This window comes from Panacibacter ginsenosidivorans (assembly GCF_007971225.1).
GTDB classification, from domain to species: Bacteria; Bacteroidota; Bacteroidia; order Chitinophagales; family Chitinophagaceae; genus Panacibacter; species Panacibacter ginsenosidivorans.
On the sequence record NZ_CP042435.1, the window covers coordinates 2190144 to 2215209 of the forward strand.

The window sequence follows — 25066 nt, forward strand, 5'->3', positions numbered from 1 at the left end:
CGATGCCATGAAAATTTTAGCCGGTAACCTAAATAAATTACTGCGAAAACAATTTATTCAAAGAGTAATTGACGGGCTCTTTCCAGTGCTTGTTCCATCGTTTCTGTAACATTTGCTTTACCAATAGCAAACAATAAACGTGCATTTTTTAATTCCTGCATTACCTGCCCGCTATGAACTTCTGCAAGTATAAGTTTTGCACCACGATGCCTGAGATCTTTTTCTACTTCGGCAATTGTTTTTACCCCTGTTGCATCAATAATAGGTACCTGCCGCATACGTATGATAAATATGCGTGGTGTTTTCTCTGCAAATTTTATGGCATCTTTAAATTTATAAGCAGCGCCAAAAAACAGCGGGCCGGTTATTTCGAAAACTTCTACATTCTTTGGAATAACGTAATTACTAATGGCATCCTTGTCAACACCTGCACGATGATCATCAAGCTGACCGGTAAGAATATTTACATTACTTATCCTGATCATTTTCCGCATGAATAAAAAAGCAGCGAGTACCATACCTATTTCTATGGCTACCGTAAGATCTATTAAAACGGTAAGAAAAAAAGTAGTTAACAAGACGGCAATATCGCTGCGGCTGCTTTTTAAAACGGAAACAAAATTTTCCCACTCACTCATATTGTAAGCAATTGCCACCAATATACCAGCCAGTGTTGCCATTGGTATTAATGCGGCCCACTTACCAACAAAGAGCATGATGAGTAAAAGCACCACAGCATGTGTAATACCTGCTATAGGTGTGCGGCCACCATTCTTAATATTGGTTACTGTTCTTGCAATTGCGCCTGTTGCAGGAATACCTCCAAAAATGGAAGAAAAAATATTGGCTGTGCCCTGCGCCACCAGCTCCATATTTGATTTGTGGTTACCTCCGATCATACCATCTGATACTACTGCCGATAATAAGGATTCAATACCACCCAGTAAAGCAATAGTAAAAGCAGGCTGCATAAGATTTTTTATTGTGGCAAGATCAATATCCGGAATAACCGGCTTAGGCAGCGATGAAGGAATGACGCCAAACCTGCTGCCAATCGTTTCTACAGGCAAATGCAATAGTTGCACCGCCGCTGTTGTAACGAGTATAGCAATCAATGATCCGGGAATTTTATGTGTAACTTTTGGCCATAAAAAAATTATAACGACTGTAATGGTTGCTATGATTATTGCATACAAATTAGCAGAGTTAAAATGCTCGATATAACTTTTCCATTTATCAATAAAATCTGCCGGAACGGCGCCCATTTGTAATCCTGAAAAATCTTTCACCTGCGAAGAAAAAATAATGAGCGCTATGCCGCTTGTAAAGCCTACAATCAGCGGATGTGGAATAAATTTTATTACCGCTCCTAATCGTGCAAAACCCATTATAATCAACATTACGCCGGCAATAAACGTGGCAATAATCAAACCATTAACGCCATACTGTTGTACGATGCCATATACAATAACGATAAAAGCACCGGTGGGTCCACCGATCTGCACTTTACTGCCACCCATCGCTGAGATAATAAACCCACCAATAACTGCTGTGTACAAACCTTTCTCAGGAGAGACGCCTGATGCAATGGCAAAGGCAATAGCAAGCGGCAGCGCTACAATGCCCACTATTACACCCGCCATCAGATCTTTGGAGAACTGTTTGCGACTATAACTCTTTAACGACTCGAATAATTTTGGTTTAAACATTATTGATTAAGTTTTATACCTATCGCTGCTTTAATACGGTTAAAAGTAACCCTTGCCATATTTATGTTAGCCCATTGTTGCGATGTTTTATTAATCGGGTCAAACTGTTCAAGATCACTAAGCATATTATCTGAAAAGCTACAGACAATATTCTTAACAGCTTTATGATCTTCCAGGCCATCCATAGCTTTATCAATAATTTGCTTCACCTCCTCCTGAGAAGATGCCGACAAGATTTTACCGATAAGCTTTTTGCGATAGTCAAACAATGCAAGTGGCATAGAAGTTAGTATTTATATTTTAGTAATATGGTTTCGCTATTAGATTCACATGGATCTGTAACCAATGTAAACTCCAGTTTAAGTTTTCAACTGCTAAACTTTTATCCAGCATTTTAAAAGATTATCAGCATCGGTGTCAACAACGTGATAACTGCGTGGTATTTCATCTTCCAGGCTATGGAATGTTGCCAGTCTTGTACCGGCAGGCTTCTGATCAAGGAGCTTAAATAAATAGCGGTTGTAATAATTATACAGTTCACCGGAATAATCAATGCTTTCATCTATCCTGGCTGTATCAACCAGGTTTTCATAAAACGCATTAAAAAAATAGAAATGATCATATGGTTTAATATCCAGCTGCGTGAAATTGCTGTGAATAAAGGATACATTTTCCAATGACAGTATTTCAGCAGCCTCGTTGGCGTAATTTACCAGTTGTTTACGTTGCTCTACTCCGTAAAAAAAAGACAACGGTTTGTAACATGCAGCTGCCAAACAAAATTTGCCAACACCACTTCCTATGTCAAGTATCTTAACTCCGTTCTCTGCAGCAAGAAAGTTGGCAGCTTTATACGCAGTGTGCAATGGTGTCCAATGCCGGCGTGCCATCATTTGAATAGAGGCAGGATAAAGATGATTAAATTTCGTGTCAGAGGTAAACCATTTTTTTGCATCCTCCGGCTCAGGAATTGTTGTATTTGGCATAAGTTTTTCTAGGGTTTTCTTTTTAGCTTAAGGTTGTATTGCGTGTACTGAAGCAGGTTTTTTCTTTCGTAAGGCTGATTAGGAACAATAAGTGCCATCCAACCTGTATTTTCAGCATCCTGTAACAATATTTGATGCTGACCGTTTAGCAGCCATTGATTGAGATTGATTATTTTGCCGTCCACCGGCATACCCACGGGTATTTTGTAATCATCATAATGAATAACAGCGACAACATCTCCTTGCTTTTTGAAACCCATATCCGCAGTAAATATTATTTTCTCAACATTCCTTATTCCTTTGAGTTTAAAGTTACAGACACCAATGTACGCGATAGAACCTTGAAAATTTATCCATTCATGATCATTAGTGTAGTATAAATCTTTCTTAGCAGCGCCAAAAGTTTTCATGATGCAAAGCTACCTGCAATACCTGCCTGCAGCGGTAATTCTTATCACTGCAAAAAGTGATCATTATCAATTTTCAAAATGGTATTTTTGAGAATAGTATGAGCATCAGGGAATTTTTTCCAATAGATAAATGGGATTTCAAAAGCGAATCAATACTTGCAGATTTGCCTGAAAAGGATTTCGAAATATTAATGACCAACAAAAGCGAACACACCTATAAAAAGGCTGATGTCATTTTCAGGGAAGGCGCTTACCCATCCGGAATCTTTTATATAAATATGGGTAAAGTAAAAAAATACAAAGTAGATAATGAAGGAAGGGAACATATTATTTATGTTGCCAACACAGGTGAACTGATCGGCTATCACGCCATACTTTCAGAAGATCGTTATCCTGATGCTGCTGCTGCACTTGAAGACAGCGTTATTACTTTTATACCTAAAGAGGACTTCATAAAAGCGCTTGCCCAATCAACTGTTTTAAATCAACGGCTTTTAAAAACATTAAGTCACGAGTTTGCTGTACTGGCAAATTCATTAACTCTCCTTACGCAAAAATCTGTACGGGAAAGACTCGCTTTACAACTAATAATTCTGCGTGAAAAGTATAAAGTAAATTTTTCCCCGGGTATGGCTGTTGAAATAAATATGTCAAGAGAAGATCTTGCAAATCTTGTGGGAACCGCCAGAGAAAATGTAGTAAGGGTATTAACAGAATTTAAAGAAGATAAAATTTTAACAACAAAAGGCCGTAAGATCATTGTGCAGGATGTGAACAAGCTTATACGCATAGCTAATTATAAATAGCGTTGTTATTTTTTTAAGCGCGGTAATAGAATAAACAACAAGCTTTCGTTGTGGCGCACTCTTGTACTTTTGGAAGAGGCGCGGCAAGCAAAAAATCAAAAGCCTTCGCTTTTGATTTTTTGCTTTTGAATTAGTTTAATTATTATTCCAGGCGCACAAGTGAGTGACACAACCATCGATGCCATTTGCGCAGCTGCTGGTTACAAATATTTCGTTTACTCTACCGTAAATATTACAGATGCATGGCTGTTACCCGTAACCACTACCACATAATAATTGCCCGGATGTAATTTGTTTTTTGAAATATACGTTTCATGATCGCCTGACTGCTGCATATTATTCAAAAGGTTTTGCACAAGACTGCCATCAGCCCTGTAAACATTTATGATTACATTACCTGCATTTACTAAATGATATCTTAATACACTTTGTCCTGTGACAGGATTAGGTGTAACTGATATTTTTAATTCACTTTTATTTTCTGTTGTTGGCAATGTAGAAATACCAAAATCTGCAAGCGGTCTGCGCCATACGCTGTTTCCAAAAAGACCTGCATACACATCAGTGGCTGTAAATGTTAAACCCTGAACAACATTATTTGGCGCAGGATCAAATCCTGTATTTTGCTGTGTAAAAGAAAGACCATTATTGTTTGAAAAATAAACACCGGTGTTATTGCCTATAAAAACATTATTGCGTAAGACACCTATTGTAAAGCCACCACTGCCATTGGGAATTCCGCTGCCAACATTTTGCCATGATGCACCATTGTTGTTTGATACAAGATTTCCTGAATTTAATGTGCCTGCATAGAAATGATTTGCTCCATCAGAAGCCATGCACGCAAAATCTGAAGCGCTTGTTTCAAATACACTTGTCCATGTGACGCCATTGTTTGTGGATCTGTAAATTTTGTTGTTTAATATAATAGATTCTGATGCTGCACAAGCCACTGCCCCATTAGCAGCAATTCCTTCAATATTAAAACCAGTGCCTGTTATATTAGAAGCGTTCCAGCTAAGGCCAAGATCGGTTGAATAATAAAGACCCTTGTCTGTACCCATAAGAATATTATCAGTCGTTTTTGCAAGACTTTGAATACATAAAAAACCAGATGTTTGAGACAAGCCATTACGTATTCGTGTCCACGTAGCGCCGTTATTTGTTGACCTGTATAACCCATTGCCACAGGTGCCAGCAAGTAGTATATTACCATTAACAACAAGTGTTGCAAAAACATTTGAATTAGAAAGTGTATCGGCATTACTTGCAGTTCCTATCCTGCTCCATGAATTGCCTGCATTGGAAGAAGCATAAACACCATCTCCGTGTGTACCTGTAAGCACCGCGTTGCCTGAAGAGGTCATTGCATTATCAATAGATGCAGTTGGTGTAAAACCATTAAGCGTATAGTTCCAGTTTTTTCCTTTGTCATTCGAATATGCAATGCCAATTTCATCATAACCGAGTAATAAAGTATTACCATAATTATAGAATTGGTGCGTAAACCAGCTACCGTTGCGCAAACCATTTGCAGTAATAGTTTTCCATGACACACCAAAATCTGTGGAGTAAAAAATACCAACTTTACTTCCTGCAGCAATGGTATTACTGACTCTTATAAGGCCATTAATGTTGGCTTGCTTTGCTGAAGGTATTACGGGAATAAAATTACCCCAGTGTACGCCTGCATCAAACGAGCGATAGATGCCTCTTCCTGCCACAAGTAGAATAGAATCGCGGTTGGTAAGAAAAGAAGATTCTCCTACTAACAGAACCGGAGAAGTAGGTTCATAGAACCAGCTATCGCCATTATCAATTGAATAAAAAATAAGATTATCTGCAACTACCACGAGATTTGGTGATGAAAAAGTAACAGCATGTATTGTCGAACTGCCCAATGCACCACCACTGGCATCAGTCCATGTACTGCCATTGTCATTAGATTTAAATAATCCCTGGCCTGTGGTACCTACATAGATAAAACCATTTGAAACATAGAGTGTTTGCACGAATTTTCCTGACAGGTTTGTATTAAAAGGCTGCCATGTTGCGCCGTTATCTGCAGAGCGATATACACCATCAGTAGTTCCGGCAAATAGAAAACCACTTTTAGCTATCAAAGAAAAAACAGAAAGGTTTTCTATTCCTGTATTTGAAGCCTGCCAGTTAACACCGTTATCAACTGATCTGAAAACTGCTTTTGCAGAACATCCTGCAAAGAGTGTATTGCCAACACCATAAAAACAATTAACAGACATACCTGGCGGGCCTGCTGTTTTTGTCCATTGTGCAGTTACATTTAATTGCAATAATAATAGCGCGGAAATGAGTTTACTGAGCCTAAGCATACAGTGTCGTTTTAAAGTTAATAATCAAAATGGTACAGATAAATGCTTAAGCGTGTTGCTGTGATTTTACAAAGGATAGTGCCGTATATTAAAGTTAGAAAATTGCACTACCCGAATGCAAAGAATATGATGAATGAAAAACAACAGGCAAAAAAGTCTATTGAAACCTTATAAATATGTCCTGACCATCCATATACCAAACCAATCCTCCTACAAAAACAATACAAATAATTTCAATGGTTAAATTTTTATATTTGATCATGATCACAATTCGCAAATCTGCCGAAACAGATATTCCATCTATATTTCTTTTAATTAAGGAGTTCTCTACATTTCAAAAAACACCGGAAAAATTCTTTATAACGCCTGAACAAATGCAGGCAGATAAAGATTTATTTAATTGTTTTATAGCAGAAGATACAACGTCAAATAACATTGTTGGTTACGCATGCTTCTCTATTATTTATTATTCGTGGAGCGGCAAATCTCTTTATCTCGACGATCTTTTTGTAAAAGAAAATTATCGTGGTCAGAACATTGGATCCCTTTTAATGAATGCTGTTATTGAATTCGCCAAAGAAAACAACTGCAAAAAAATGCGCTGGCAGGTTTCCAAATGGAACGCCCATGCACAAACATTTTATAAAAAACTGGGAGCAGTTATAGACGATGTTGAAATAAACTGCGATCTCGTTTTTTAAATAAGTGTTTATATATTTTGAATCCAGCTTTAGATTAAGCATTAAGCTTCTGTTGCGTCGCACTCTTGTACTGTATAAGTAAACCCCACAAAATAAAAAACAGTTGCCTCGTGAAAAAATAATAAACATATAAGATGCAGAAAGTTCTAAACGCACAAGTGAGTGACACAACAGGCGATGCCATATATTCAACAGCTTGTTAAAAATATATTCTTGTCTTAAATCCAAGGTTAAACAGTTTCCGTAGATATATCAACTAAAGTGCTTAATACTTGCCAGGGGCGTACCCGCAGTCCCCCGACATCATATGTCTGTTTCTTAACACCAAAAAATAAAAAACATGCGACTTAGAAAATTCAAGGCCTGGCGTCTTGTGCCTGTTGCTGCCGTATTGGGAACGGCGGTGCTGCTTATGTCCAGCAGCCACAGGGAAGCGCCGTTGATTGCCAATGACCCGCTTGCAGACAATACGGATGTGTATGCATTCCGCAGTCCTGACAAGCCCGACATGATCACGATTATTGCCAATTATGTTCCGGGGCAATTGCCTTTTGGCGGGCCAAACTATTACCAGTTTGGCGAGAACATTCGTTATGAAATTCATATAGACAATAACCTTACCACTGCAGGTGATGATATTGTTTATCGTTTCACTTTTAAACAGGTGAACGAAGACCCTACAACCTTCTTCAACATAAGGCTTGGTAAAGAAAACCTGAAGACAACATTTACGATGGAAAAAAGTACTGACGGCGGTGCTACTTTTCAAACAGTAAAGTCAGACGGTTATGTACCTCCTTATAATATCGGGCCAAGATCTATTACTTCAACCACAGGCCTGGGTGCCCCAGGTTATGGCTCGCTTTTCAAGAAAGGTGTACAGCATGCTTCAAGTGGGGAAACCGTTTTCTGTGGCCCGGTAGATGATCCGTTCTATGTTGATCTTGGTGGCATTTTCGATCTTGGTGACGCACCACGTCAAAATGGTCAGCCATCCGATGGTCTTGCATGCAAAAATGTTTCTGCAATAGCCATTCAAATTCCAATTTCCTCTTTACAGAAAGATCATAAATCTGTAAGTCAGGCAGTAAATATTCTCGATCCTGATTTTGTAATTGGTGTGTGGGCATCTGCAAGCAGGCAGAGTATGCGTGTGCTAAATGGCAATGGTACTGAAACACATTCCGGTAACTGGGTGCAGGTTTCGAGGCTGGGGATGCCATTAACCAATGAAGCAGTTGTGCCTATTGGTTATAAAGACCTTTGGAATTCTCTTACTCCTTACCAGGATCTTGCAAACCTTTCAACCTTTGGTAATTTCTTTTACAATCCTGAACTGGCTTTATACATGGACGATGCGCAGTTTGGTGCAGCTATTCCTGCATTATCAAAATTGCGTATTCAAAAAAATTCATTGGGTTCATTTGGCTTTGGCAATGGACAGGATGGTTTGTATAGTTTAAAAGGTACGGCAGCCGTTGCAGGCACTGCGTTGGATGATGCAATATTCGGAACATTGCTACTTCCTGCTGCAGGCTCTCCGAGATCAGTTGATCTTTGGCCTATCTTCCATACAGGTGTTCCTAATCTTGCTCCTTACCAGTTGGCAACAGGCAAGAACGGTGATCCGCTGGCTGCAGGTAAACCATTTATCAATAACTTTTTGCCAAACGGTGGCGATATGCTCAGGCTTAATATGGCTGTGCCTCCTACCAATCGCAAAGATCCAAACTTTAGCCGCGATGGTATTGTAAGAGCTGCTGTGCTTGGTTTATTAGATACGAATTACAATAAGAATACAGACATACAATTTATTCCTAACATGGATGGCTTCCCTAATGGAAGAAGAATTGAAGATGATGTAACACGTATAGAATTGCAGGCAGTTGCAGGTGTTGCTTTAGCCGCCATCGGCTTGCCTTATGATGATTACAATGGCACCAGCCTTGTAACTCCCCAATTGGAAAAGGTATTGACGTACCATACGGGTGTAAGCAAGAACGATATCAACTATCTCGATCAGTTTCCTTATGTACAAATGCCCTGGAGCGGAACAGATGCTAAATGTGGTTGCAGCACAAATACTACAACGTATGATGCTGCTGATGATAACACAGACATAATACATGCACAACCACAGGTTTCTAATATCATTAAAGCCCCGGCATCAGATGTGTTTTTATCGGCGTATCCAAATCCGGTAACCAATGGCGCAAGCACTATTAAGTATCATGTTTCCAAACCATCAAATGTTACTGTAAGTGTATATGATGCAAGAGGCAAACAGGTTGCTGTATTGGTAAACCGTAAACAGGATGCAGGAGTTTACAATGTACAATGGAATACCGGCTCTAATGCAAGAGGGCTTTATATTATTAACGCGACTATTGATGGCCGTCTTATACAAAGTATAAAAGTTACCAAACAATAATTGTTCAACATAATTGCAGGCAGGCCCGCAGTAAATATAAAACTGCGGGTTCTGTTACCTGCAGGTTCGTCCTGAAAATTTTGTTATGAAAAAGAATACTATTTATACCCTGCTTGTTATTGCTTTTGTTATGTCAGTTGGCACTATTGTTTATAAGTATACCAGCAGCAAACCAAATGATAATGCAAACAAAACATATGCACTTCTTCCCCGCAAAGGAGCTGCAGCAAACTCTCCTGAGTGGATTAAAGTAAAAGAACAGGGATACCAGTTATTAAAGTCCATTCAAACAAATCCAAACGATACCAAATCCCTTATACAACTTGCTACGCTTTATATACGTGAAGCCCGGATCACCGGCAACTATACTTACTATGATAAAGCAGCACTAACCTATGTGAATAATACGCTGGCAATAGATACAGCAAACTTTGAAGCACTCATCTTAAAATCGCTCTTATATCTTTCACAACACCATTTTTCAGATGGTCTTGCATTAGCTGAAAAAGCAAAATCAATTAATCCTTACAATGCTTATGTATATGGCATTGCAATAGATGGCAATGTTGAAATGGGCAATTATGATTCTGCAGTTGCAGATGCAGACAAAATGCTATCTATACGGCCGGACCTTCGCTCCTATTCCCGTGCATCTTATTTGAGAGAAATTTATGGTGATTATCCCGGTGCTATTGAAGCAATGAAAATGGCAGTACAAGCTGGCGCTCCCGGTGATGAAGCTACTGAGTGGACAAGAATACAATTGGGTCATTTGTATGAAAACACCGGAGATCTCAGGAATGCTGAAATGTATTACACATTATCTAATGAAGCAAGACCAGGCTATCCATATGCACTTGCAGGTTTGGCAAGGATTGCCGCAGCAAAAAAAGATTTTACTAAAGCAATCAGTTATTATGAACAAGCCGATACAACTGTTACAGATTTTTCTATAAAGGAAGGCCTGGCTGATGTATACCGGGAGATGGGACAAACAGCAAAGGCCGATGCATTAGAAAAAGAAATTATCAAGACAATGAATGGCGAAGCACAGAGTGCGGTAAATGATCAAACAATTGGTCACTATGTAGATAAGGAACTTGCTTATGCATATCTTAAAATAAATGATAATGACAATGCATTAAAACATGCATTGCTAGAGTATGATCGCAGACCAGATAATATTGATGTGAATGAATGTGTGGCATGGGTTTACTACAATATGGGAGATTACGAAAAGGCATTACCTTATATAAAAACGGCATTGAGAACAAACTGTAAAAACCCAACATTGCTTTGTCATGCAGGATTGATCTATGCAAAAGCAGGCAATAAAACAATTGCAAAAGCAACACTACAGCAGGCGCTTAATATGAATGCAAATATCACCAGCGATCTTAAAATGCAGGGAGCTTCTGCGTTACAAACATTGTAAGAAACTGGCAAGAAAATTTTTGGACACGGCTGCCGATTCTCTGTTTAACCTTTTCTTGCGTCGCACTCTTGTACTGTTTGTGCAATAGGCAGCTTTAAGCAATCATTGTCATGAAACATCAGCAACATTATAACTACACAAAAAAAATCATCGTATGTTTTCTTTTGTGCATTTGCGCAGCCATGCCATTGCTGGCGCACCCTATCAATGTAGCAATGGAACGTGCACCGGCAAATGAAGTATTCTGGTTTTATACCAAAATGGGTATCACGCATATTATTCCAAATGGAATCGATCATATTTTGTTTGTGGTAAGTTTATGTTTACTGAGCAATAAGATCAAAACAATTTTATGGCAGGCTTCTGCTTTTACTGTTGCGCATACTATTACGATTGCATTAAGTATGAAAAATATAATTGTAGCACCGGGCCAGGTAGTAGAACCCATTATTGCATTATCTATTGCTTTCGTAGCTGTAGAAAATATTTTACTCAATGAGTTAAAACCCTGGCGGGTAGTAATTGTATTTTTCTTTGGCCTGGTACATGGATTAGGGTTTGCCAGTGCATTAGGTGAAGTTGGTTTGCCGCGAAATAATTTCTATACGTCCATTATCGCATTTAATATTGGTGTAGAACTTGGACAGATAGCAGTGATTTTACTGGTTTTTGGATTACTAATAATACCTTTTGGAAAAAGGTTGAATTTTAAAAAGCAGTTTGTATATCCTTTATCCATTATGATCGCGTTGGTTGCAGGTTATTGGACAGTTGAACGCATAATAGGTGTATAATAAAATAAATGGGCTTTGCTAATTTGCAGCATTGTGAACAGAAAGTAAAAGTGTGCGACGCAACGAAAAAGAATAGTAGTAAGAAAGCCGGGTACATAAAAGAAACCCGGCCATCTTTCGATGCACCGGGTTTTCATACCAAAACTACACTACATACTCATCTCTTCGGTCTTCCATATTTTCAATTGATTCATTTATCCTGCCGGTCAGTGTCTTTCAATAATTCTTACATATAGTCTATGAAAGGCCTGAACCAGCCTGGCTTTTAAAACCCTGTATCTTTTCTTTTCCTTTTGCAATAAACTCTGACATTTCCTCTTTAGCAGATTTAAATTTTTCGCTCATCTCTTCTGAAAGATCATTGGCTTTTGCTTTTAAACTTTCTGAAAGATCAGCGCTTTTATCTGCTATTTTCTTTCTTGTTTTTGAACCTTTATCTGGTGCAAATAACACGCCCAGGATAGCGCCAGCTGCCGCACCTAATAAAACGCCTGTAATAATTTTTTGTGTGCTCATAAAATGAATATTGATTGTTATTGTATTTATTTTAATTACTAAAATGTTGCCAGTTTTTTCAATGTCCCATATACAATCATCGCTGTATCTTATGGGCATCATTTTCCCCACAACTAATCATCTTTTCCCTTTTCACTTCCGGCAAAGACATTACCAATAGCATTTACAATGCTTGAAACAGGCCCTTCCATTTTTGTTATATTATCATCAAGCGTATCATCGTGCAGCAAATCTCCCATATGCAATGAAGGTGGCAGATATAGTAATATGTTACTGCGCTCAGCCGCAACAATATTCTTTACATCCTTTACTGACAAAGGGTTTGCCGCCCTTATTAATCCTACTGCCTGTTTTGCTATCAGTTCCATTCGTTCTGCTGCATTTACTTCAGATACATCGCTGTATTTTGAAACTTTTATTATAGCATCAGCAGTGTCGTCGCCAAGCATTGCATTAAGCCAGTCATTGGTAAGGCTGGCAATCATTACCTGTTGTGCTCCTTCATCTGTGCGTGTAAACTTGTATAATACTATTAGTACGGCCGGTATTGCAGCCTGGTTAAGTTTATCTTCGTCCTTACCATCAGCAATAGGTTGCTGTGTATTGGGGTCAATTTTTTTTAGTTCAATGTCTCCAAGATTTTTTTTAATTGCATCGATAAGATTGTGTGACATATAATTTTTTTAGTGATGAGCGAATAGTGATTCAGTATTATCAATAAAAAAATTGTGCCAATAAAGCAGTTTGCCAATTACAAAAAGCTTCTTAAGAAATCAAAAAGCAGCACCAGGCTGCTTTTTTCCAAACTAAAACAAACTACGCCTAAAACTTACATTTTCCCTGTGAGAATTTTATTCCAGTATAACCATGGTAATACATTTTTTTTCAATTTATACATGCTCCATCTTTCTTTGCTTTGATCAAAAGGAAATGTTTCCTGCGGCACGTTGTTGTAATCAAACTCTGCTAAAACCAGTTTACCATAACCGGTAACCAATGGGCAGGATGTATAACCAGCGTAAGTTGCGGTCATTGGTTTATTGTTAATCAAAGACAACAAATTACTTACCACAACCGGCGCTTGTTTCCTGATGGCGGCACCTGTTTTGGATGTAGGCAAAGACGATGCGTCACCCAATGAAAAAATATTTTCGTACCGCATGTGCTGCAATGTATTTTTATCCACATCAACCCAGCCCGCAGCATTTGCCAGCGGACTATTCTTAATAAAATCAGGCGCTGACTGAGGCGGTGTTATATGTATCATATCAAAATCAACCCAATATTCCTTGTCCTTGTTAGCTTCTCCGAAGCCCATAAATTTTGCTTTCTTATTAGTACCATCAATTTCGTCGAGCCTTACAAAAAAGTTTAATTTAATTTGTCCACGTTCAACTACTTTCTTTAACGTCTTTTCATATTTTTCTACAGCAAATAATCTTGTGCCGCCACTCCAGTATTGAATATCAATTTTATCAAGTAGTCCATGTTTCCTGAAATAATCTGCAGCCAGGTACATGATCTTATGTGGTGCCCCGCCACATTTTACAGGCGTGTTAGGATTGGTAAAAATAGCTTTACCACCTTTTAAGTTTTTAATACACTCATACGTATACGTCGCCGTTTTAAAACTATAATTCGAGCACACACCATTCTTACCTAATGTTTCTTTCAAACCTTTAATGGCATCCCAGTTTAATTGTATGCCAGGTGCTACTATCATGTAATCATATTGTACACGATCATTATTTTCCAGCAGTACTTCGTTCATTTCAGGATGAAAACTGGTTACTTTATGTTTTATCCATGAAACACCCTCGGGTATTACTGTAGATTCGTCACGCTCTGTCTTCGCTATATCAAAAACACCAGCGCCGGCCAATGTCCATGCAGGCTGATAATAATGTTTATCACTTGGTTCTATAACAGCAATATCAAGTGTTTTGTCTTTGACTAATAATTGTGCTGCGGTTGAAATGCCTGCGTTCCCCCCTCCCACAATTACGATCTGATGATGTAGTGGCATACAATTCGTTTTTATATTGCTAAGCTATACCGATAAAAAAAGAATAGTGGTGACATTTATCACGTTGCATATTTTTTCTTAAAATATTTTGTTGGATAAAATAAAACAGCCTCTTTTTAAAGAGGCTGCGTATTCAAAAACAAGAACCATTTATTTAACTTATTACGCAATGCAATAATGATTTAGCTTTTTTAAGGAGATTGTTCGATGCTTTTTCAGGATAGCCAAGTAATGCAAGTCTGCTTTTAATGATATCCCTGTCCATAGCTATACCCGTAACGCAAACCTTTTGTTGATCTTTATATACATTTACAGACTGCACTTCACGCAAATGCATAAGGCTGTTTGTAATGGTCACTATGCAGCCATCGCATTTAATATTCTCTACAAGAAAAGTTTCTGTGCTTAGCATATTATGATTGTTTTTGTTGCTTTTCTTTTTTAAACATTCCGAAAAATAATGATCCCATAACCGCAAAATAAACAGTACTGTTCAGTGGCTTATTGCTTATCAGGCAGGTACCGGATGCGCAACCCACAAATTTCCAATATAAAAAACCTGCAAGAGCACCAACTAATGCACCTGCTAAATACAACCTGTTTCTATTTGCCCAACTCTTCATATACTATTTCATTTTTGCTATTATCTTCACGGCGGCTACTCTTTACATTACAGCCGGCTGCACCGCAACAACCCAAGTTAGCAATTGCAAGTATCACAACAAAAAAGCCAGCGATAGCCAGCGCCCATGAACCTTGCTGATATGCCTGTATGATAGCCATAATACCAATTGCCAAACGCAGCACCCGCATTACATTCCAGCCCTTTAATAGTGTTTGCATATATTTTTACAGTAAGCTTTTATTTAATTGTTAAACTTTCGTTGCGTCGCACCCTTCAGCTGCAACAAACATGGCAGCAACAGATGGCAGCCTATACCTAACATCTATATAGCCGGTTTGCTGAATCACATACTCATACGCACAAGAGTGCGACGCAACAAAAGTCAAATACTTATTCTATAGCCTGGTTCAACATTTTCTTATAACAAAGTAGTTGGGCACACATATTCTGTGAGTTTAAATTTGCCACTTTCTTTTATTGCTTTGAAACCACCTGCAACATCAATAAGATTGTGGTAGCCTCTTGCTCTTAATGTAGAGACAAAGATCATAGAACGGTAACCACCGGCACAATGCACATAATACGTTTTGCTTTTATCAACCTGCAACATGCTATCGTTGATATAATCAAGTGGTGCATTCTCTGCATCTATCATGTGCTCGCTGTCGTACTCACTTTTCTTGCGAACATCAAGTATGTTGATGCTTTCCTTCTTAGCTACATCGGCAAGCTCATTTGCATTAATTGAGTTTATGTGATCTGTTTCTTTACCGGATTTTTTCCACGATTCAAAACCGCCCGCTAAATAACCAATTGTATAATCATAACCAACCCTTGCCAAACGTGTGATCACTTCTTCTTCACGGCCCGGTTCGGTAACCAATAATATCTCCTGCTTAACATCTGGTATCATCGTACCAACCCATGGTGCAAAACTTCCATCAATACCTATGTTTATAGCATTAGGAATAAACCCTTTTGCAAAAACCTGCGCGTCTCTTGTATCGAGTATCACTGCATTTGTTTCATTGGCTGCAGCTTCAAATGCTTCTGGTGAAAGTGCATGCTGGCCACGTTTAATTACTTCATCAATGCTATCATACCCTTTTATATTCATCAATACATTCAATGGGAAATAAGCAGGCGGCGGTGTTAAACCGGTAAGCAATTCTTTCATGAATTGCTCTTTTGTTAAGCCCGGACGCAATGCATAATTGGTAGCTTTCTGATGACCGAGTGTATCTGTTGTTTCTTTACTCATGTTCTTACCACAGGCACTGCCTGCACCGTGTGCAGGATAAACAATAATATCATCTGCCAGCGGCATTATTTTATTTTGCAGAGAATCGTATAAATATGCAGCAAGTTTTTCCTGTGTTAATTCTGCAATTACTTTTTGTGCAAGATCAGGACGTCCCACATCACCAATGAATAAAGTATCCCCGGTGAATATGCCTGTTTCTTTTCCATTTTCATCAGTTAATAAATAACAACTGCTTTCCATTGTATGGCCCGGCGTATGCAACACTTTAAAACTGATCTTCCCTACTTTAAAAATTTCTCCATCTTTTGCTACATGCGCTTCAAAGCCTGGTTTTGCAGTTGGGCCATATACAATAGTGGCCCCCGTTTTCTTTGCAAGGTCAAGATGCCCGGAGACAAAGTCAGCATGAAAATGTGTTTCAAACACGTATTTGATCTTTGCGTTATTACGCTCAGCTCTTTGAATATAAGGCTCTACTTCACGCAATGGATCAATCACTACAGCTTCGCCTTCGCTTTCAATATAGTAAGCTCCCTGTGCAAGACAACCGGTATAGATCTGTTCAACTTTCATATAATAAGTTTTAAATTTTTGTAGTTCAGATCACAAATTTGAGGTAATGCTAAAAAAAAAATTGTGACTTGTATCACCTACATAAAAAATAGCTCTAAAAAGTAATTTATATTTTATGAGCCAGGCATTAGTAAATATTAATCAACAACTGTTGCGTCGCACTCTTGTACTTTACCAATACGCTTCCACAAAATCAATCCTTCCTGAATATGGTGGTTTTGTCTTTTTTGATGAAAATACATTTTGTTAAATCTTTCATAACAAGATGCAGAATATTCTATTGCTTCTATATTTGCAACATTGTAACAAATTTTGATAACACAATCACTTTTTTACTTGATTGAAAATTTCTGGTAGTTGCAATCGCTTACAAAAGTTAATCCTGCTGTGCATTTTTATCAAGGTTTAAAATTCAATATGAATTACAAACGACAACCAACATTTTTTTCCACTGCATTTTGTTTCTTTTTAGGGCTTTTAATAACAAAGACTTCAATTGCACAAATTCCCGGAGACAGTTCTGCGATCAAAAGCCAGGCAGATTCGGCCCTACTGAAACAAATTGAAGAGCAAATGCAAAGCAATAATCAACCTGTTACTGCTGCACAGCCACGTTCAAGTCTTTCATTTAACCCTGATATTGGTGTTATTGGTGATTTTGGAGCATCCTATTTCAGCAAAGGACCGAAGAACTTTGATCTTTATCTTAATGAAACCGAGGTCTCATTACAAGCAGTAGTAGATCCTTATGCACGTGCGGATTTTTTTGTGTCTTTTGCAAGAGATCCTGTAACCGGTAAATATGGAGTAGAAATAGAAGAAGGATATTTAACCACACTTTCTTTGCCTGCACAATTACAATTGAAAGCAGGAAAATTCAGGGAAGCAGTGGGCAGAATAAATCCTACACACCCGCATGCACTTCCTTTTATTGACCTGCCGAATGCTTATGTAAATTATTTTGGAGAAGGCGGATTGAATGATGAAGGGGTGTCTCTAAGTTGGCTGGTACCTAATAAAGCATTTTATCAGGAGTTGGTATTTCAAACTACAGCGGGTGCCTCAGAATCACCAAGTTTTATGCGCAGCGAGGGCAATCATTTTATATATCTTGGTCATCTTAAAAATTTCTTTACGCTTGATGATAATAATACACTTGAATTAGGGCTTACAGGCATTTCGGGCCCTAATGATTCTTCGCGTATAACCAATATGGCAGCAGCTGATTTAACTTACAAGTGGAAGCCTGTTCAAATGAACACTTACCGCTCACTTACCTGGCAAAGTGAATTTTATTATAGTCATGCCAATTATACAGAGAACACTTCAATGAGTTCATTTGGATTATATTCATTCCTGGAATACCAGATAGCAAAAAGATGGTTTTTAACCGGGCGCTATGATTATGCGCAAAAACCTTACAATAAATCGCTAAAGGAACAGGCATATTCATTGACGGCAGGCTGGTATGCCACTGAATTTTCAAAACTGGAGTTTGAAGGAAAAACAACAGATGATAATACTGAGGCGCGTTTTTACCAGGCGTGGCTGCGCTGGATTTTTGTAATTGGTGCACATGGAGCGCATCAATATTAGTTGCTGAATTAAAAGAATAATTTTTATCACAAATACTGCAATAAATGTTGATGAGGTGTTTTGCAATTCGGTAGAATTTCAAAATTGGTTCGTGCTTCTGCTGTTTACAAATTTATTGTACGAGAATTCGACGCAACGAAGATGACATGAAACGCTTTAGCTGGTATCAAAAAATATTTAACTCATGCTGCTTCTAACAAGTATAAAATTATAATGATGAAAAAAAGATCAATTGTATTTACTTCTTTACTACTTCTTATTGTTTCAATTGCCAAAGCAGGCACAGTTAAAGTTGTAACTACTACAACGGATATGCAAAGCATTGCGCAATTAATTGGTGGCGATAAAGTTTCCGTTTCATCTATTGCAACCGGTTACCAGAACCCTCACTTCGTAGATCCGAAACCAAGTTATATTATCAGTTTAACGCATGCTGATTTGTTTGTAACAGTTGGATTAGATCTTGAAACAGGCTGGTCGCCGCAATTGCTTTCCAGCTCAAGAAATACAAAGATTCAAAAAGGATCTGCAGGATATGTGGATGCCTCTGAAGGTGTAAGTTTAGTACAGGTTCCTACTTCTGCAAACAGAGGTGAGGGTGACATTCATATTTTTGGTAACCCACATTACTGGCTCGATCCTTTGAATGGAAAAATAATTGCAAGAAATATTGCAAACGGATTGGAAAGAGTTGATCCATCCAATAAGGCAACTTACGAAAACAACCTTCAGGCTTTCAATAATAATATTGATGCCAAAATGAAAGACTGGCAGGCTAAGATGGCGCCTTTCAAAGGATCAAAGATCATTGCATATCATAATGAGTGGGTTTATTTCGAAACCCGCTTCGGTTTAAAGATCGTTGATTTTATGGAACCGAAGCCTGGCATTCCTCCTACACCATCACAGTTAGTGAAAGTGATCAATGAAGTAAAAGCAAATAATATCAAGGTCATTATCTCATCGCCTTATTTTACCACTTCATCATCAGATGTTGTTTCAAAACAAACAGGTGTAAAAGAATTAACGATTGCAACTTCAACTGGTGCATTTCCTGCCATAAAGAGTTATTTCGACCTATTTGATTACGACATAAACCAATTAATTGCCGTACTGAAATAATAGATATTTTTATAAAATTAAATTGTCGTGATCATGTTTGAAATGTTTCAATTGCCGTTTATGGTGCAGGCTTTTACAGCGGCTGTTATTACAGGAGTCTTACTGTCTTTTCTTGGTGTTCATGTTGTAGGGAGAGGAATTGTTTTTGTTGATCTTGCACTTGGACAAATCTCGTCGTTAGGTGTTGCGTTTGCTGCTTATATTGGAACAGGTCTTACTACTATTCCGCTTGTTTTTACACTGGTTGGCGCATTGCTTATGTCATTTATTAATATCCGCGATAAACGTCTTAAACAGGAAGCTATCATTGGAATATTATATGCTTTTGCATCGGCTGTTACAGTATTACTTATTTCAAAAACAGCACATGGCGATTCGGATATACAGGAAGTATTGTTTGGAAACATTTTATCAGTAAGCTGGGAACAAATCTCATCAATAGGTATTGTGTTCGGCGCTATTGGACTAATGCATTTAATTTTTTTCAGGAAATTTTTTACGTTAACAGAATCATTCGAGAATGGCGAGAACCACCTGGTAGGCATCTTCAATATCTGGAATTTTCTTTTTTATATCTCAATCGGTTTAGCAATTGTATTTGCAGTAAAGATCAATGGCGTAATCCCGGTTTTTTCTTTTCTTATTATTCCTGCCGTATCTGCAATCATGCTTACAAAAAATAAAATTGCAGTTATTATTATTGCATTTATCATCAGTATTCTTGCAGGTTTCTTCGGTCTAAACTTTTCATTTCATTACGATTTTCCCGCAGGCTCATCTATTGTAACGGTGCTGGGATTGATTTTTATTGTTGCTGCTTTATATAATATCATAAAAGGTGTTGCGCTAAAAAGAAGTCATTGAAAATTACCTTTTTTACCAGCTTTTATCTATAGTGGCATCACCTGTTGTGTCACTCACTTGTACGTTCTTAACTTTATTCAGCATATTAAATACATTTTCTAAATAGAGTCTAGCTCCAGCTTAATAGCATTACTAGCCGATAAAGTGAGTGACACAACAACCGATGCTATGAAATGCTGCGGCAGGCAAAAAAAATTACCCCAACTCTCCTGCCCTGTGCAGATCAATGAGACAAGCAGTAAGATTAAATACAAAATGAAATATTATACCATACCAGATGGTGTTGTATTTTCTACGTAGTGAACCGATGAGAATACCAAAAGGAACAAGCCATACCAACGAAAAGAAATTAAGATGTATAGCAGCAAATATGAAACCTGTGATCATCACCACCATACGCTCATCAAGAAAAGAGTTAAAGTAATTGTACAGGACACCACGGAAAGCAATTTCTTCAAATAACGCAGGCATTAACGCAATGGAATAGATCATTACAAGTATGGGCGCCTGGTAAATTTTGTAGGGTTCAAAAAGGCTGGTATCTATACGGAACACGGAAATATTGATCTGGTTAATAGAAATATTTATAACAGTGGAAAAGACTATTGCTACGGCAATTACAACAATCAGTATAAAAGGATCGAAATTATTGAACTTTAGCACTGGCTTTATGGTCTTGCGGTTTATCCACGCAAAATAAATAGTAACTAAGGCCAGGAAAATCTCTACAAAAAACAATGTATCATAAGAAGTAAACCAATTGGTGAATTTAACGGCAAGACAAACGAAAAGGTAGATCGTATAAAAAATAAATGCAGATCTTAAATACCTGTTGTTGAAAACATCTATTTGTTCAGCATCTGAACCAAGATATGCCCCACAGTTATGGCAAAAGCGATGAAAGCCTTTTACCTTACTATCGCAATCGTTGCAATAATAAATATCGTCTTCGTGCTGTTCCATTAATTTACCTGCATTTCTTCATTAATTAAATCTGCTTTATAAGCGCCCTGTACACCCCGTAACAAAAAAAATAATATTGCAAAGCTTCCTGCAATGGTGTAAACACCCCGCACAGAAGTAAATGTATTCGTGAACTCACCGAATACGGCAATGGTAGTGAACGTAAGTATGATAACAAATGCTGTAAGCAAAGCTGTGAAAGGCTTTGATAAGCTCCAGCGTGCAAGTAACAGAAATAAAACAGCGCTGGCTAAAGCTATAATTGCGATAAGAAAGCGGTTACTTAATCTGCCAAACATAAAACCAATACATGCAGTTATAAGAAGTGCTGATAACGAATATAAAAACACACGGGCTATCTGTATAAATAAGAGATTTTTCTTCAGCATTTCTTTGCGTTGCTTTAACCGAAACTGGTAAAGCAACTGCATATCTCCTTTATGAAGAGGATAGCCACAATTAGTGCAAAAATTATTACCGGTCTCATTAATATATAAACACCTGCTGCAGTTTTGATTTGGCGTTTCGCCAAATTTTACCTGCGGCAGGTGTTTATAAGCCTGTGCTATTTTTTGAGGATCAATATTATTTATTGGGCTGTGTTCCATTTACTGCAACATACTGAAAAACCTTCAAAATATATTGAGAAGGTTTTATGCAGTTGCTTACTTTAATGGTATATCGCGTTTAAGCATTTCATCGCGGCTGGCCATGGCCCATGCTGTATAAAAAACAAGCTTTACACGTTTGGCCATAAGATCGAAATTGATTTTGTCAACCGTATCTGTTGGCTGATGGTAATCTGCATGTGTGCCATTAAAATAAAAGATAACGGGCACGCCATTTTTTGCAAAATTGTAATGGTCTGAACGGTAATAAAAACGATTGGGATCCTTGGGATCATTATACTTCCTGTCTAATTCAAGCTTTGCAAATTTGTTATTGATACTATCACTGATCTTAAAAAGATCACTGCTGAGTTTATCTTCACCAATAGTATAAACATAATTCAAAGAGTCTCCATATTTTCTATCAGGGTCTATACGGCCCACCATATCAATATTCAGGTCAACGGTGGTTTTATTCAACGGATAAACAGGATGCGATGTGTAATACTCAGAACCCCATAAACCTTTTTCTTCACCTGATACAGTCATGAAGACAATTGTTCTTCTTGGTGCATAGCCTTTTTGTTTTGCTTTGGCAAATGTTTCTGCAATTTCCAATACACTCGTTGTTCCGGAACCATCATCATCTGCACCATAATAAATTACAGAATCTCTTTTTCCAAGATGATCATAATGACCCGTTACAAAAACATACTCATCTTTTTTATCTGTACCAGGCAATACTCCCAATACATTTGTGCTTTGCAAATTATTGGTAACAGTTGTGGCAGACAAAGCAACTGAAGCATTAAAACCAGCAGCAGCTATATTTTTCAGATCGGCAAATGATTGTAATGATCTGCCCAATAAAGTAGACGCTACATTATAAGAAACATATACCATTGGAATATTTGTACTTTGATTTTTCTTTAGGTACATATTGCTTTTTACCGGAGTTGCTTTCTTCGGAAAATCTTTTGTAACAACTATCAAACCCTTTGCACCATTGGCTTTGGCTTGTACCATTTTAACATATACAGATGCAGGGTTACGAAAACTATACTGCACAGCACCTGCAGGTTTATCGGCATCTTCGGCTTTTCCTTCCGCAACAATTACCCATTTATCTTTTACATCAATACTTTTAAAATCATTTCTTGTTGAATCTACAATACCAAAAGAAATAAACACCACACTATCCGTATTCCAATTACCGGTATTCATAGAAAATGGACTAAGTGCATATTCTTTAAACGGCTCAAAACTTTTTCCATTCACAGCGAAGGAAGATGAAGTCACAGAATCCTGCAATACCGGAAACTGCATTTGATAACTATCACCATTGCCAGTTTGCAGACCAAGTTGTTTAAAATAATTCTCTATGTAAGCGGCTGCTTTCCTTTGCCCCGCTGTCGCAGTTTCGCGGCCTTCCATTTCTGCGCTTGCAATTACAGAGAGCTTTGCTTTCAAATCTTTTGCAGTAATAGTTCCGGCTACTTTTTGTAATTTCCTTGTGCTTTGTGCATAGGTTATTGTAGTGCTGAGCAAAGCAGCAGCAATAAAGAATTTCCTCATGTGTTTATTTTAAATGTTGACTATAAATTTTTTGAACCAGGCTAAAGGGCCTGCAGCACCGCCTGTTGCGTCGCACTCTTGTGCTTTTAGCCAAAAATTCAGCAAGACTAAAAGCCCGAAAGAAAATAAAACTAAAAACAAAATACTTTCTTGCTTTACCGGCTCACTGTCTTTCTTACCAGCATTACATACAAGCCATCTTCTCCACACGTCTTCCATGACGGCCACCTTCAAATGCAGTGGTCATAAAAGTTTCGATCATATCTGTTGCAAGTGGCAGTGCAACAAACCTTGCAGGAATGCAAATCATGTTTGCATCATTATGAAGGCGTATCAGTTTTGCTACTTCATTTTGCCAGCAAATGCCTGCACGTATATGTTGGCGTTTATTGGCTGTCATTGCCACTCCGTTTGCAGACCCGCATATCAAAATACCAAAGGCAGCTTCGCCACTTTCTACAAATGATGCGGTTGGGTGCGCAAAATCAGGAAAGTCTACAGAATCCGGGGAGCTGGTGCCAAAATCTTTTACCACAAGCTTTTTTTCATTTAACCATTTTTTGATGGCTTCTTTATATTCAAAGCCAGCATGATCGCAACCGATGGCAACAGGCCTGGAGAGATCGAACATGTTTTCCATATAAGAAACTTATAATAATGTTTATTGGATAAAAGAGATTTTAAAAATAAACAACCTTTGTAAAGCAATGATCAGAACGTACAAGTGAGTGACACAACAGGCGATGCCATTTGCACTGCAGCCTGCCATCAAAATGTATTAACTCCACTCTTCCATCTCACGCTTTTGATCGGCTTTATATGCTCTGCCTGATACAAACACACCTAATTCGTATAATCCAAAAAGAGGTATGAATACTATTGTCTGGCTTATCCAGTCTGGGCTTGGCGTAATTACCGCTGCAACAATAAGTATAACGATGATAGCATACTTTCTTGACCGTTTTAAAAAGGACGGAGTAATGAGACCAATCTTGGTTAATGCAAATGCTAATACAGGTAATTCGAATGCAATACCGCATCCTAAAATAAGGTTGGTAAGATTATCAAGATAATCGTTGATAGTTGGTTTTACCTGTACAAGATTTTGTGCACTTATCTGGAAGTTGGTAAGAAAATTAAAAGTAAAAGGTCCGAGAATAAAATAGCCAAAAGCCGCACCCAGAAAGAAAAAGAAAGAAACGAACGCAATAATAAAGCGTGTATTTTTTAATTCACTTGGTTTTAAAGCCGGCTTTACAAATCTCCAGAATTCCCAAAAAATATAAGGGAATGCGCCAATAAAACCGCCCACAAAAGCAATGCTGAAACTGCTAAAGAACTGACCGCCAAATGTGGTAGTCTGCATGTTCACATCAATAGGTTTAAGGCAAAGCGCATCGCCCAGGTGCAGCCAGTTACTGAAATCGCAGAGGGCTTTATAACTTACAAAGTGTGGATTTACAGGACCTGCAATTATATTATCGAATACCCATTGAATATTGAGGAAGATAATGACGGCTAATATCAATATGGCAATAACGCTTCGAATAATATGCCAGCGTAATTCCTCGAGATGGTCTATAAAAGACATTTCTGCTTTGCCTTTGCTTCTGCGTTCAAAAAATCCACTTGCCATTGGTTGATTGCTTATTTTGAGTTGGCAAAGGTAAAGGCTGCTTTGCTAATGTGCTAATTTGAAAATTTTAAAATG

The 25066-nt window shown here is 38.0% G+C and carries 25 protein-coding genes; 8 read left to right on the forward strand and 17 right to left on the reverse strand.

Annotation, left to right across the window (positions count from 1 at the left end):
* Positions 1-53 precede the first annotated feature (53 nt).
* From FRZ67_RS09120 to FRZ67_RS09135, 4 genes are all read right to left on the reverse strand, one after another.
* A complete protein-coding gene (locus FRZ67_RS09120) occupies positions 54-1709 on the reverse strand; it encodes a SulP family inorganic anion transporter (RefSeq protein WP_147189256.1) in 1656 nt (551 codons plus the stop codon).
* Complete coding sequence (locus FRZ67_RS09125) at positions 1709-1990, reverse strand: hypothetical protein (protein WP_147189257.1); 282 nt, start codon at positions 1988-1990, stop codon at positions 1709-1711. The genes FRZ67_RS09120 and FRZ67_RS09125 overlap by 1 nt, the downstream gene beginning before the upstream one ends.
* Positions 1991-2083: 93 nt before the next feature.
* Entirely contained in the window at positions 2084-2695 is a 612-nt protein-coding gene (locus FRZ67_RS09130; RefSeq protein ID WP_147189258.1) for a methyltransferase domain-containing protein, read from the reverse strand.
* A gap of 8 nt (positions 2696-2703) precedes the next feature.
* Positions 2704-3105 carry a biotin/lipoyl attachment domain-containing protein gene (locus FRZ67_RS09135; RefSeq protein ID WP_147189259.1) on the reverse strand — a complete coding sequence of 134 codons (402 nt, stop codon included), beginning with the start codon at positions 3103-3105 and terminating at the stop codon, positions 2704-2706.
* A 56-nt stretch (positions 3106-3161) separates the two neighbouring features.
* On the opposite strand from FRZ67_RS09135, the gene FRZ67_RS09140 reads away from it, so the two are divergent.
* On the forward strand, positions 3162-3911 hold the full coding sequence (locus tag FRZ67_RS09140; protein WP_225975557.1) for a Crp/Fnr family transcriptional regulator: 750 nt from the start codon (positions 3162-3164) through the stop codon (positions 3909-3911).
* Positions 3912-4126: 215 nt separating this feature from the next.
* On the opposite strand, the gene FRZ67_RS09145 is transcribed toward FRZ67_RS09140, so the two are convergent.
* Positions 4127-6262, reverse strand: a complete 2136-nt coding sequence (locus FRZ67_RS09145) for a WD40/YVTN/BNR-like repeat-containing protein (RefSeq protein ID WP_147189260.1) — start codon at positions 6260-6262, stop codon at positions 4127-4129.
* A 236-nt stretch (positions 6263-6498) separates the two neighbouring features.
* On the opposite strand from FRZ67_RS09145, the gene FRZ67_RS09150 reads away from it, so the two are divergent.
* The 4 genes from FRZ67_RS09150 to FRZ67_RS09165 all read left to right on the forward strand — a co-directional run bounded on the left by FRZ67_RS09150 (position 6499) and on the right by FRZ67_RS09165 (position 11623).
* Positions 6499-6963, forward strand: coding sequence for a GNAT family N-acetyltransferase (locus FRZ67_RS09150; protein ID WP_225975558.1), 465 nt, complete (start codon positions 6499-6501; stop codon positions 6961-6963).
* Positions 6964-7303: 340 nt separating this feature from the next.
* Positions 7304-9394: a DUF4331 family protein gene (locus FRZ67_RS09155; protein ID WP_147189261.1), complete on the forward strand. Its 2091-nt coding sequence runs from the start codon at positions 7304-7306 to the stop codon at positions 9392-9394.
* 85 nt (positions 9395-9479) lie between these two features.
* Positions 9480-10829 carry a tetratricopeptide repeat protein gene (locus FRZ67_RS09160; RefSeq protein WP_147189262.1) on the forward strand — a complete coding sequence of 450 codons (1350 nt, stop codon included), beginning with the start codon at positions 9480-9482 and terminating at the stop codon, positions 10827-10829.
* Between the two features lie 110 nt (positions 10830-10939).
* On the forward strand, positions 10940-11623 hold the full coding sequence (locus FRZ67_RS09165; protein WP_225975559.1) for a HupE/UreJ family protein: 684 nt from the start codon (positions 10940-10942) through the stop codon (positions 11621-11623).
* 237 nt (positions 11624-11860) lie between these two features.
* Here the strand turns inward: FRZ67_RS09165 and FRZ67_RS09170 are convergent, their stop codons facing one another.
* From FRZ67_RS09170 to FRZ67_RS09200, 7 genes are all read right to left on the reverse strand, one after another.
* Positions 11861-12139: a YtxH domain-containing protein gene (locus FRZ67_RS09170; RefSeq protein WP_147189263.1), complete on the reverse strand. Its 279-nt coding sequence runs from the start codon at positions 12137-12139 to the stop codon at positions 11861-11863.
* A 113-nt stretch (positions 12140-12252) separates the two neighbouring features.
* Complete coding sequence (locus tag FRZ67_RS09175) at positions 12253-12813, reverse strand: hypothetical protein (protein WP_147189264.1); 561 nt, start codon at positions 12811-12813, stop codon at positions 12253-12255.
* 155 nt (positions 12814-12968) lie between these two features.
* Positions 12969-14165: an NAD(P)/FAD-dependent oxidoreductase gene (locus FRZ67_RS09180; RefSeq protein WP_147189265.1), complete on the reverse strand. Its 1197-nt coding sequence runs from the start codon at positions 14163-14165 to the stop codon at positions 12969-12971.
* A gap of 154 nt (positions 14166-14319) precedes the next feature.
* A complete protein-coding gene (locus FRZ67_RS09185; protein ID WP_147189266.1) occupies positions 14320-14577 on the reverse strand; it encodes a heavy-metal-associated domain-containing protein in 258 nt (85 codons plus the stop codon).
* Position 14578: 1 nt separating this feature from the next.
* On the reverse strand, positions 14579-14788 hold the full coding sequence (locus FRZ67_RS09190; protein ID WP_147189267.1) for a hypothetical protein: 210 nt from the start codon (positions 14786-14788) through the stop codon (positions 14579-14581).
* Entirely contained in the window at positions 14769-15008 is a 240-nt protein-coding gene (locus FRZ67_RS09195) for a hypothetical protein (protein WP_147189268.1), read from the reverse strand. The genes FRZ67_RS09190 and FRZ67_RS09195 overlap by 20 nt, the downstream gene beginning before the upstream one ends.
* Before the next feature lie 200 nt (positions 15009-15208).
* On the reverse strand, positions 15209-16627 hold the full coding sequence (locus FRZ67_RS09200) for an MBL fold metallo-hydrolase (RefSeq protein ID WP_147189269.1): 1419 nt from the start codon (positions 16625-16627) through the stop codon (positions 15209-15211).
* Between the two features lie 417 nt (positions 16628-17044).
* Here FRZ67_RS09200 and FRZ67_RS09205 point away from each other — a divergent pair, with 417 nt between their 5' ends.
* The 3 genes from FRZ67_RS09205 (at position 17045) to FRZ67_RS09215 (ending at position 20209) form a co-directional block, all read left to right on the forward strand.
* Complete coding sequence (locus FRZ67_RS09205) at positions 17045-18223, forward strand: hypothetical protein (protein WP_147189270.1); 1179 nt, start codon at positions 17045-17047, stop codon at positions 18221-18223.
* A gap of 216 nt (positions 18224-18439) precedes the next feature.
* A complete protein-coding gene (locus FRZ67_RS09210) occupies positions 18440-19345 on the forward strand; it encodes a metal ABC transporter substrate-binding protein (protein WP_158638343.1) in 906 nt (301 codons plus the stop codon).
* Positions 19346-19378: 33 nt separating this feature from the next.
* The gene (locus tag FRZ67_RS09215) at positions 19379-20209 is read left to right on the forward strand and encodes a metal ABC transporter permease (RefSeq protein WP_147189272.1); all 831 of its coding nucleotides are present in this window, start codon (positions 19379-19381) and stop codon (positions 20207-20209) included.
* Between the two features lie 195 nt (positions 20210-20404).
* Here FRZ67_RS09215 and FRZ67_RS09220 read toward each other — a convergent pair whose 3' ends face one another.
* The 5 genes from FRZ67_RS09220 to tatC all read right to left on the reverse strand — a co-directional run bounded on the left by FRZ67_RS09220 (position 20405) and on the right by tatC (position 24991).
* Positions 20405-21172 carry a CPBP family glutamic-type intramembrane protease gene (locus tag FRZ67_RS09220; RefSeq protein ID WP_147189273.1) on the reverse strand — a complete coding sequence of 256 codons (768 nt, stop codon included), beginning with the start codon at positions 21170-21172 and terminating at the stop codon, positions 20405-20407.
* Entirely contained in the window at positions 21172-21780 is a 609-nt protein-coding gene (locus FRZ67_RS09225; RefSeq protein WP_147189274.1) for a zinc ribbon domain-containing protein, read from the reverse strand. Before FRZ67_RS09225 ends, FRZ67_RS09220 begins: the two co-directional genes overlap by 1 nt.
* Positions 21781-21837: 57 nt before the next feature.
* Positions 21838-23355, reverse strand: a complete 1518-nt coding sequence (locus tag FRZ67_RS09230; protein ID WP_147189275.1) for a M28 family peptidase — start codon at positions 23353-23355, stop codon at positions 21838-21840.
* Positions 23356-23539: 184 nt separating this feature from the next.
* Complete coding sequence (gene rpiB / locus FRZ67_RS09235; RefSeq protein ID WP_147189276.1) at positions 23540-23995, reverse strand: ribose 5-phosphate isomerase B; 456 nt, start codon at positions 23993-23995, stop codon at positions 23540-23542.
* Between the two features lie 138 nt (positions 23996-24133).
* Positions 24134-24991, reverse strand: coding sequence for a twin-arginine translocase subunit TatC (gene tatC, locus FRZ67_RS09240; RefSeq protein WP_147189277.1), 858 nt, complete (start codon positions 24989-24991; stop codon positions 24134-24136).
* Positions 24992-25066 lie beyond the last annotated feature (75 nt).

Excerpts from the sequence above, each read along its gene's own strand:
- rpiB (WP_147189276.1), bottom strand. The coding sequence starts at position 23,995 with ATGGAAAACATGTTCGATCTCTCCAGGCCTGTTGCCATCGGTTGCGAT.
- FRZ67_RS09205 (WP_147189270.1), top strand. The coding sequence starts at position 17,045 with ATGAATTACAAACGACAACCAACATTTTTTTCCACTGCATTTTGTTTC.
- tatC (WP_147189277.1), bottom strand. The coding sequence starts at position 24,991 with ATGGCAAGTGGATTTTTTGAACGCAGAAGCAAAGGCAAAGCAGAAATG.
- FRZ67_RS09125 (WP_147189257.1), bottom strand. The coding sequence starts at position 1,990 with ATGCCACTTGCATTGTTTGACTATCGCAAAAAGCTTATCGGTAAAATC.
- FRZ67_RS09175 (WP_147189264.1), bottom strand. The coding sequence starts at position 12,813 with ATGTCACACAATCTTATCGATGCAATTAAAAAAAATCTTGGAGACATT.
- FRZ67_RS09190 (WP_147189267.1), bottom strand. The coding sequence starts at position 14,788 with ATGAAGAGTTGGGCAAATAGAAACAGGTTGTATTTAGCAGGTGCATTA.
- FRZ67_RS09165 (WP_225975559.1), top strand. The coding sequence starts at position 10,940 with ATGAAACATCAGCAACATTATAACTACACAAAAAAAATCATCGTATGT.
- FRZ67_RS09155 (WP_147189261.1), top strand. The coding sequence starts at position 7,304 with ATGCGACTTAGAAAATTCAAGGCCTGGCGTCTTGTGCCTGTTGCTGCC.
- FRZ67_RS09225 (WP_147189274.1), bottom strand. The coding sequence starts at position 21,780 with ATGGAACACAGCCCAATAAATAATATTGATCCTCAAAAAATAGCACAG.
- FRZ67_RS09195 (WP_147189268.1), bottom strand. The coding sequence starts at position 15,008 with ATGCAAACACTATTAAAGGGCTGGAATGTAATGCGGGTGCTGCGTTTG.
- FRZ67_RS09210 (WP_158638343.1), top strand. The coding sequence starts at position 18,440 with ATGAAAAAAAGATCAATTGTATTTACTTCTTTACTACTTCTTATTGTT.
- FRZ67_RS09145 (WP_147189260.1), bottom strand. The coding sequence starts at position 6,262 with ATGCTTAGGCTCAGTAAACTCATTTCCGCGCTATTATTATTGCAATTA.
- FRZ67_RS09185 (WP_147189266.1), bottom strand. The coding sequence starts at position 14,577 with ATGCTAAGCACAGAAACTTTTCTTGTAGAGAATATTAAATGCGATGGC.
- FRZ67_RS09180 (WP_147189265.1), bottom strand. The coding sequence starts at position 14,165 with ATGCCACTACATCATCAGATCGTAATTGTGGGAGGGGGGAACGCAGGC.
- FRZ67_RS09160 (WP_147189262.1), top strand. The coding sequence starts at position 9,480 with ATGAAAAAGAATACTATTTATACCCTGCTTGTTATTGCTTTTGTTATG.
- FRZ67_RS09230 (WP_147189275.1), bottom strand. The coding sequence starts at position 23,355 with ATGAGGAAATTCTTTATTGCTGCTGCTTTGCTCAGCACTACAATAACC.
- FRZ67_RS09215 (WP_147189272.1), top strand. The coding sequence starts at position 19,379 with ATGTTTGAAATGTTTCAATTGCCGTTTATGGTGCAGGCTTTTACAGCG.
- FRZ67_RS09135 (WP_147189259.1), bottom strand. The coding sequence starts at position 3,105 with ATGAAAACTTTTGGCGCTGCTAAGAAAGATTTATACTACACTAATGAT.
- FRZ67_RS09220 (WP_147189273.1), bottom strand. The coding sequence starts at position 21,172 with ATGGAACAGCACGAAGACGATATTTATTATTGCAACGATTGCGATAGT.
- FRZ67_RS09150 (WP_225975558.1), top strand. The coding sequence starts at position 6,499 with ATGGTTAAATTTTTATATTTGATCATGATCACAATTCGCAAATCTGCC.
- FRZ67_RS09170 (WP_147189263.1), bottom strand. The coding sequence starts at position 12,139 with ATGAGCACACAAAAAATTATTACAGGCGTTTTATTAGGTGCGGCAGCT.
- FRZ67_RS09130 (WP_147189258.1), bottom strand. The coding sequence starts at position 2,695 with ATGCCAAATACAACAATTCCTGAGCCGGAGGATGCAAAAAAATGGTTT.
- FRZ67_RS09200 (WP_147189269.1), bottom strand. The coding sequence starts at position 16,627 with ATGAAAGTTGAACAGATCTATACCGGTTGTCTTGCACAGGGAGCTTAC.
- FRZ67_RS09120 (WP_147189256.1), bottom strand. The coding sequence starts at position 1,709 with ATGTTTAAACCAAAATTATTCGAGTCGTTAAAGAGTTATAGTCGCAAA.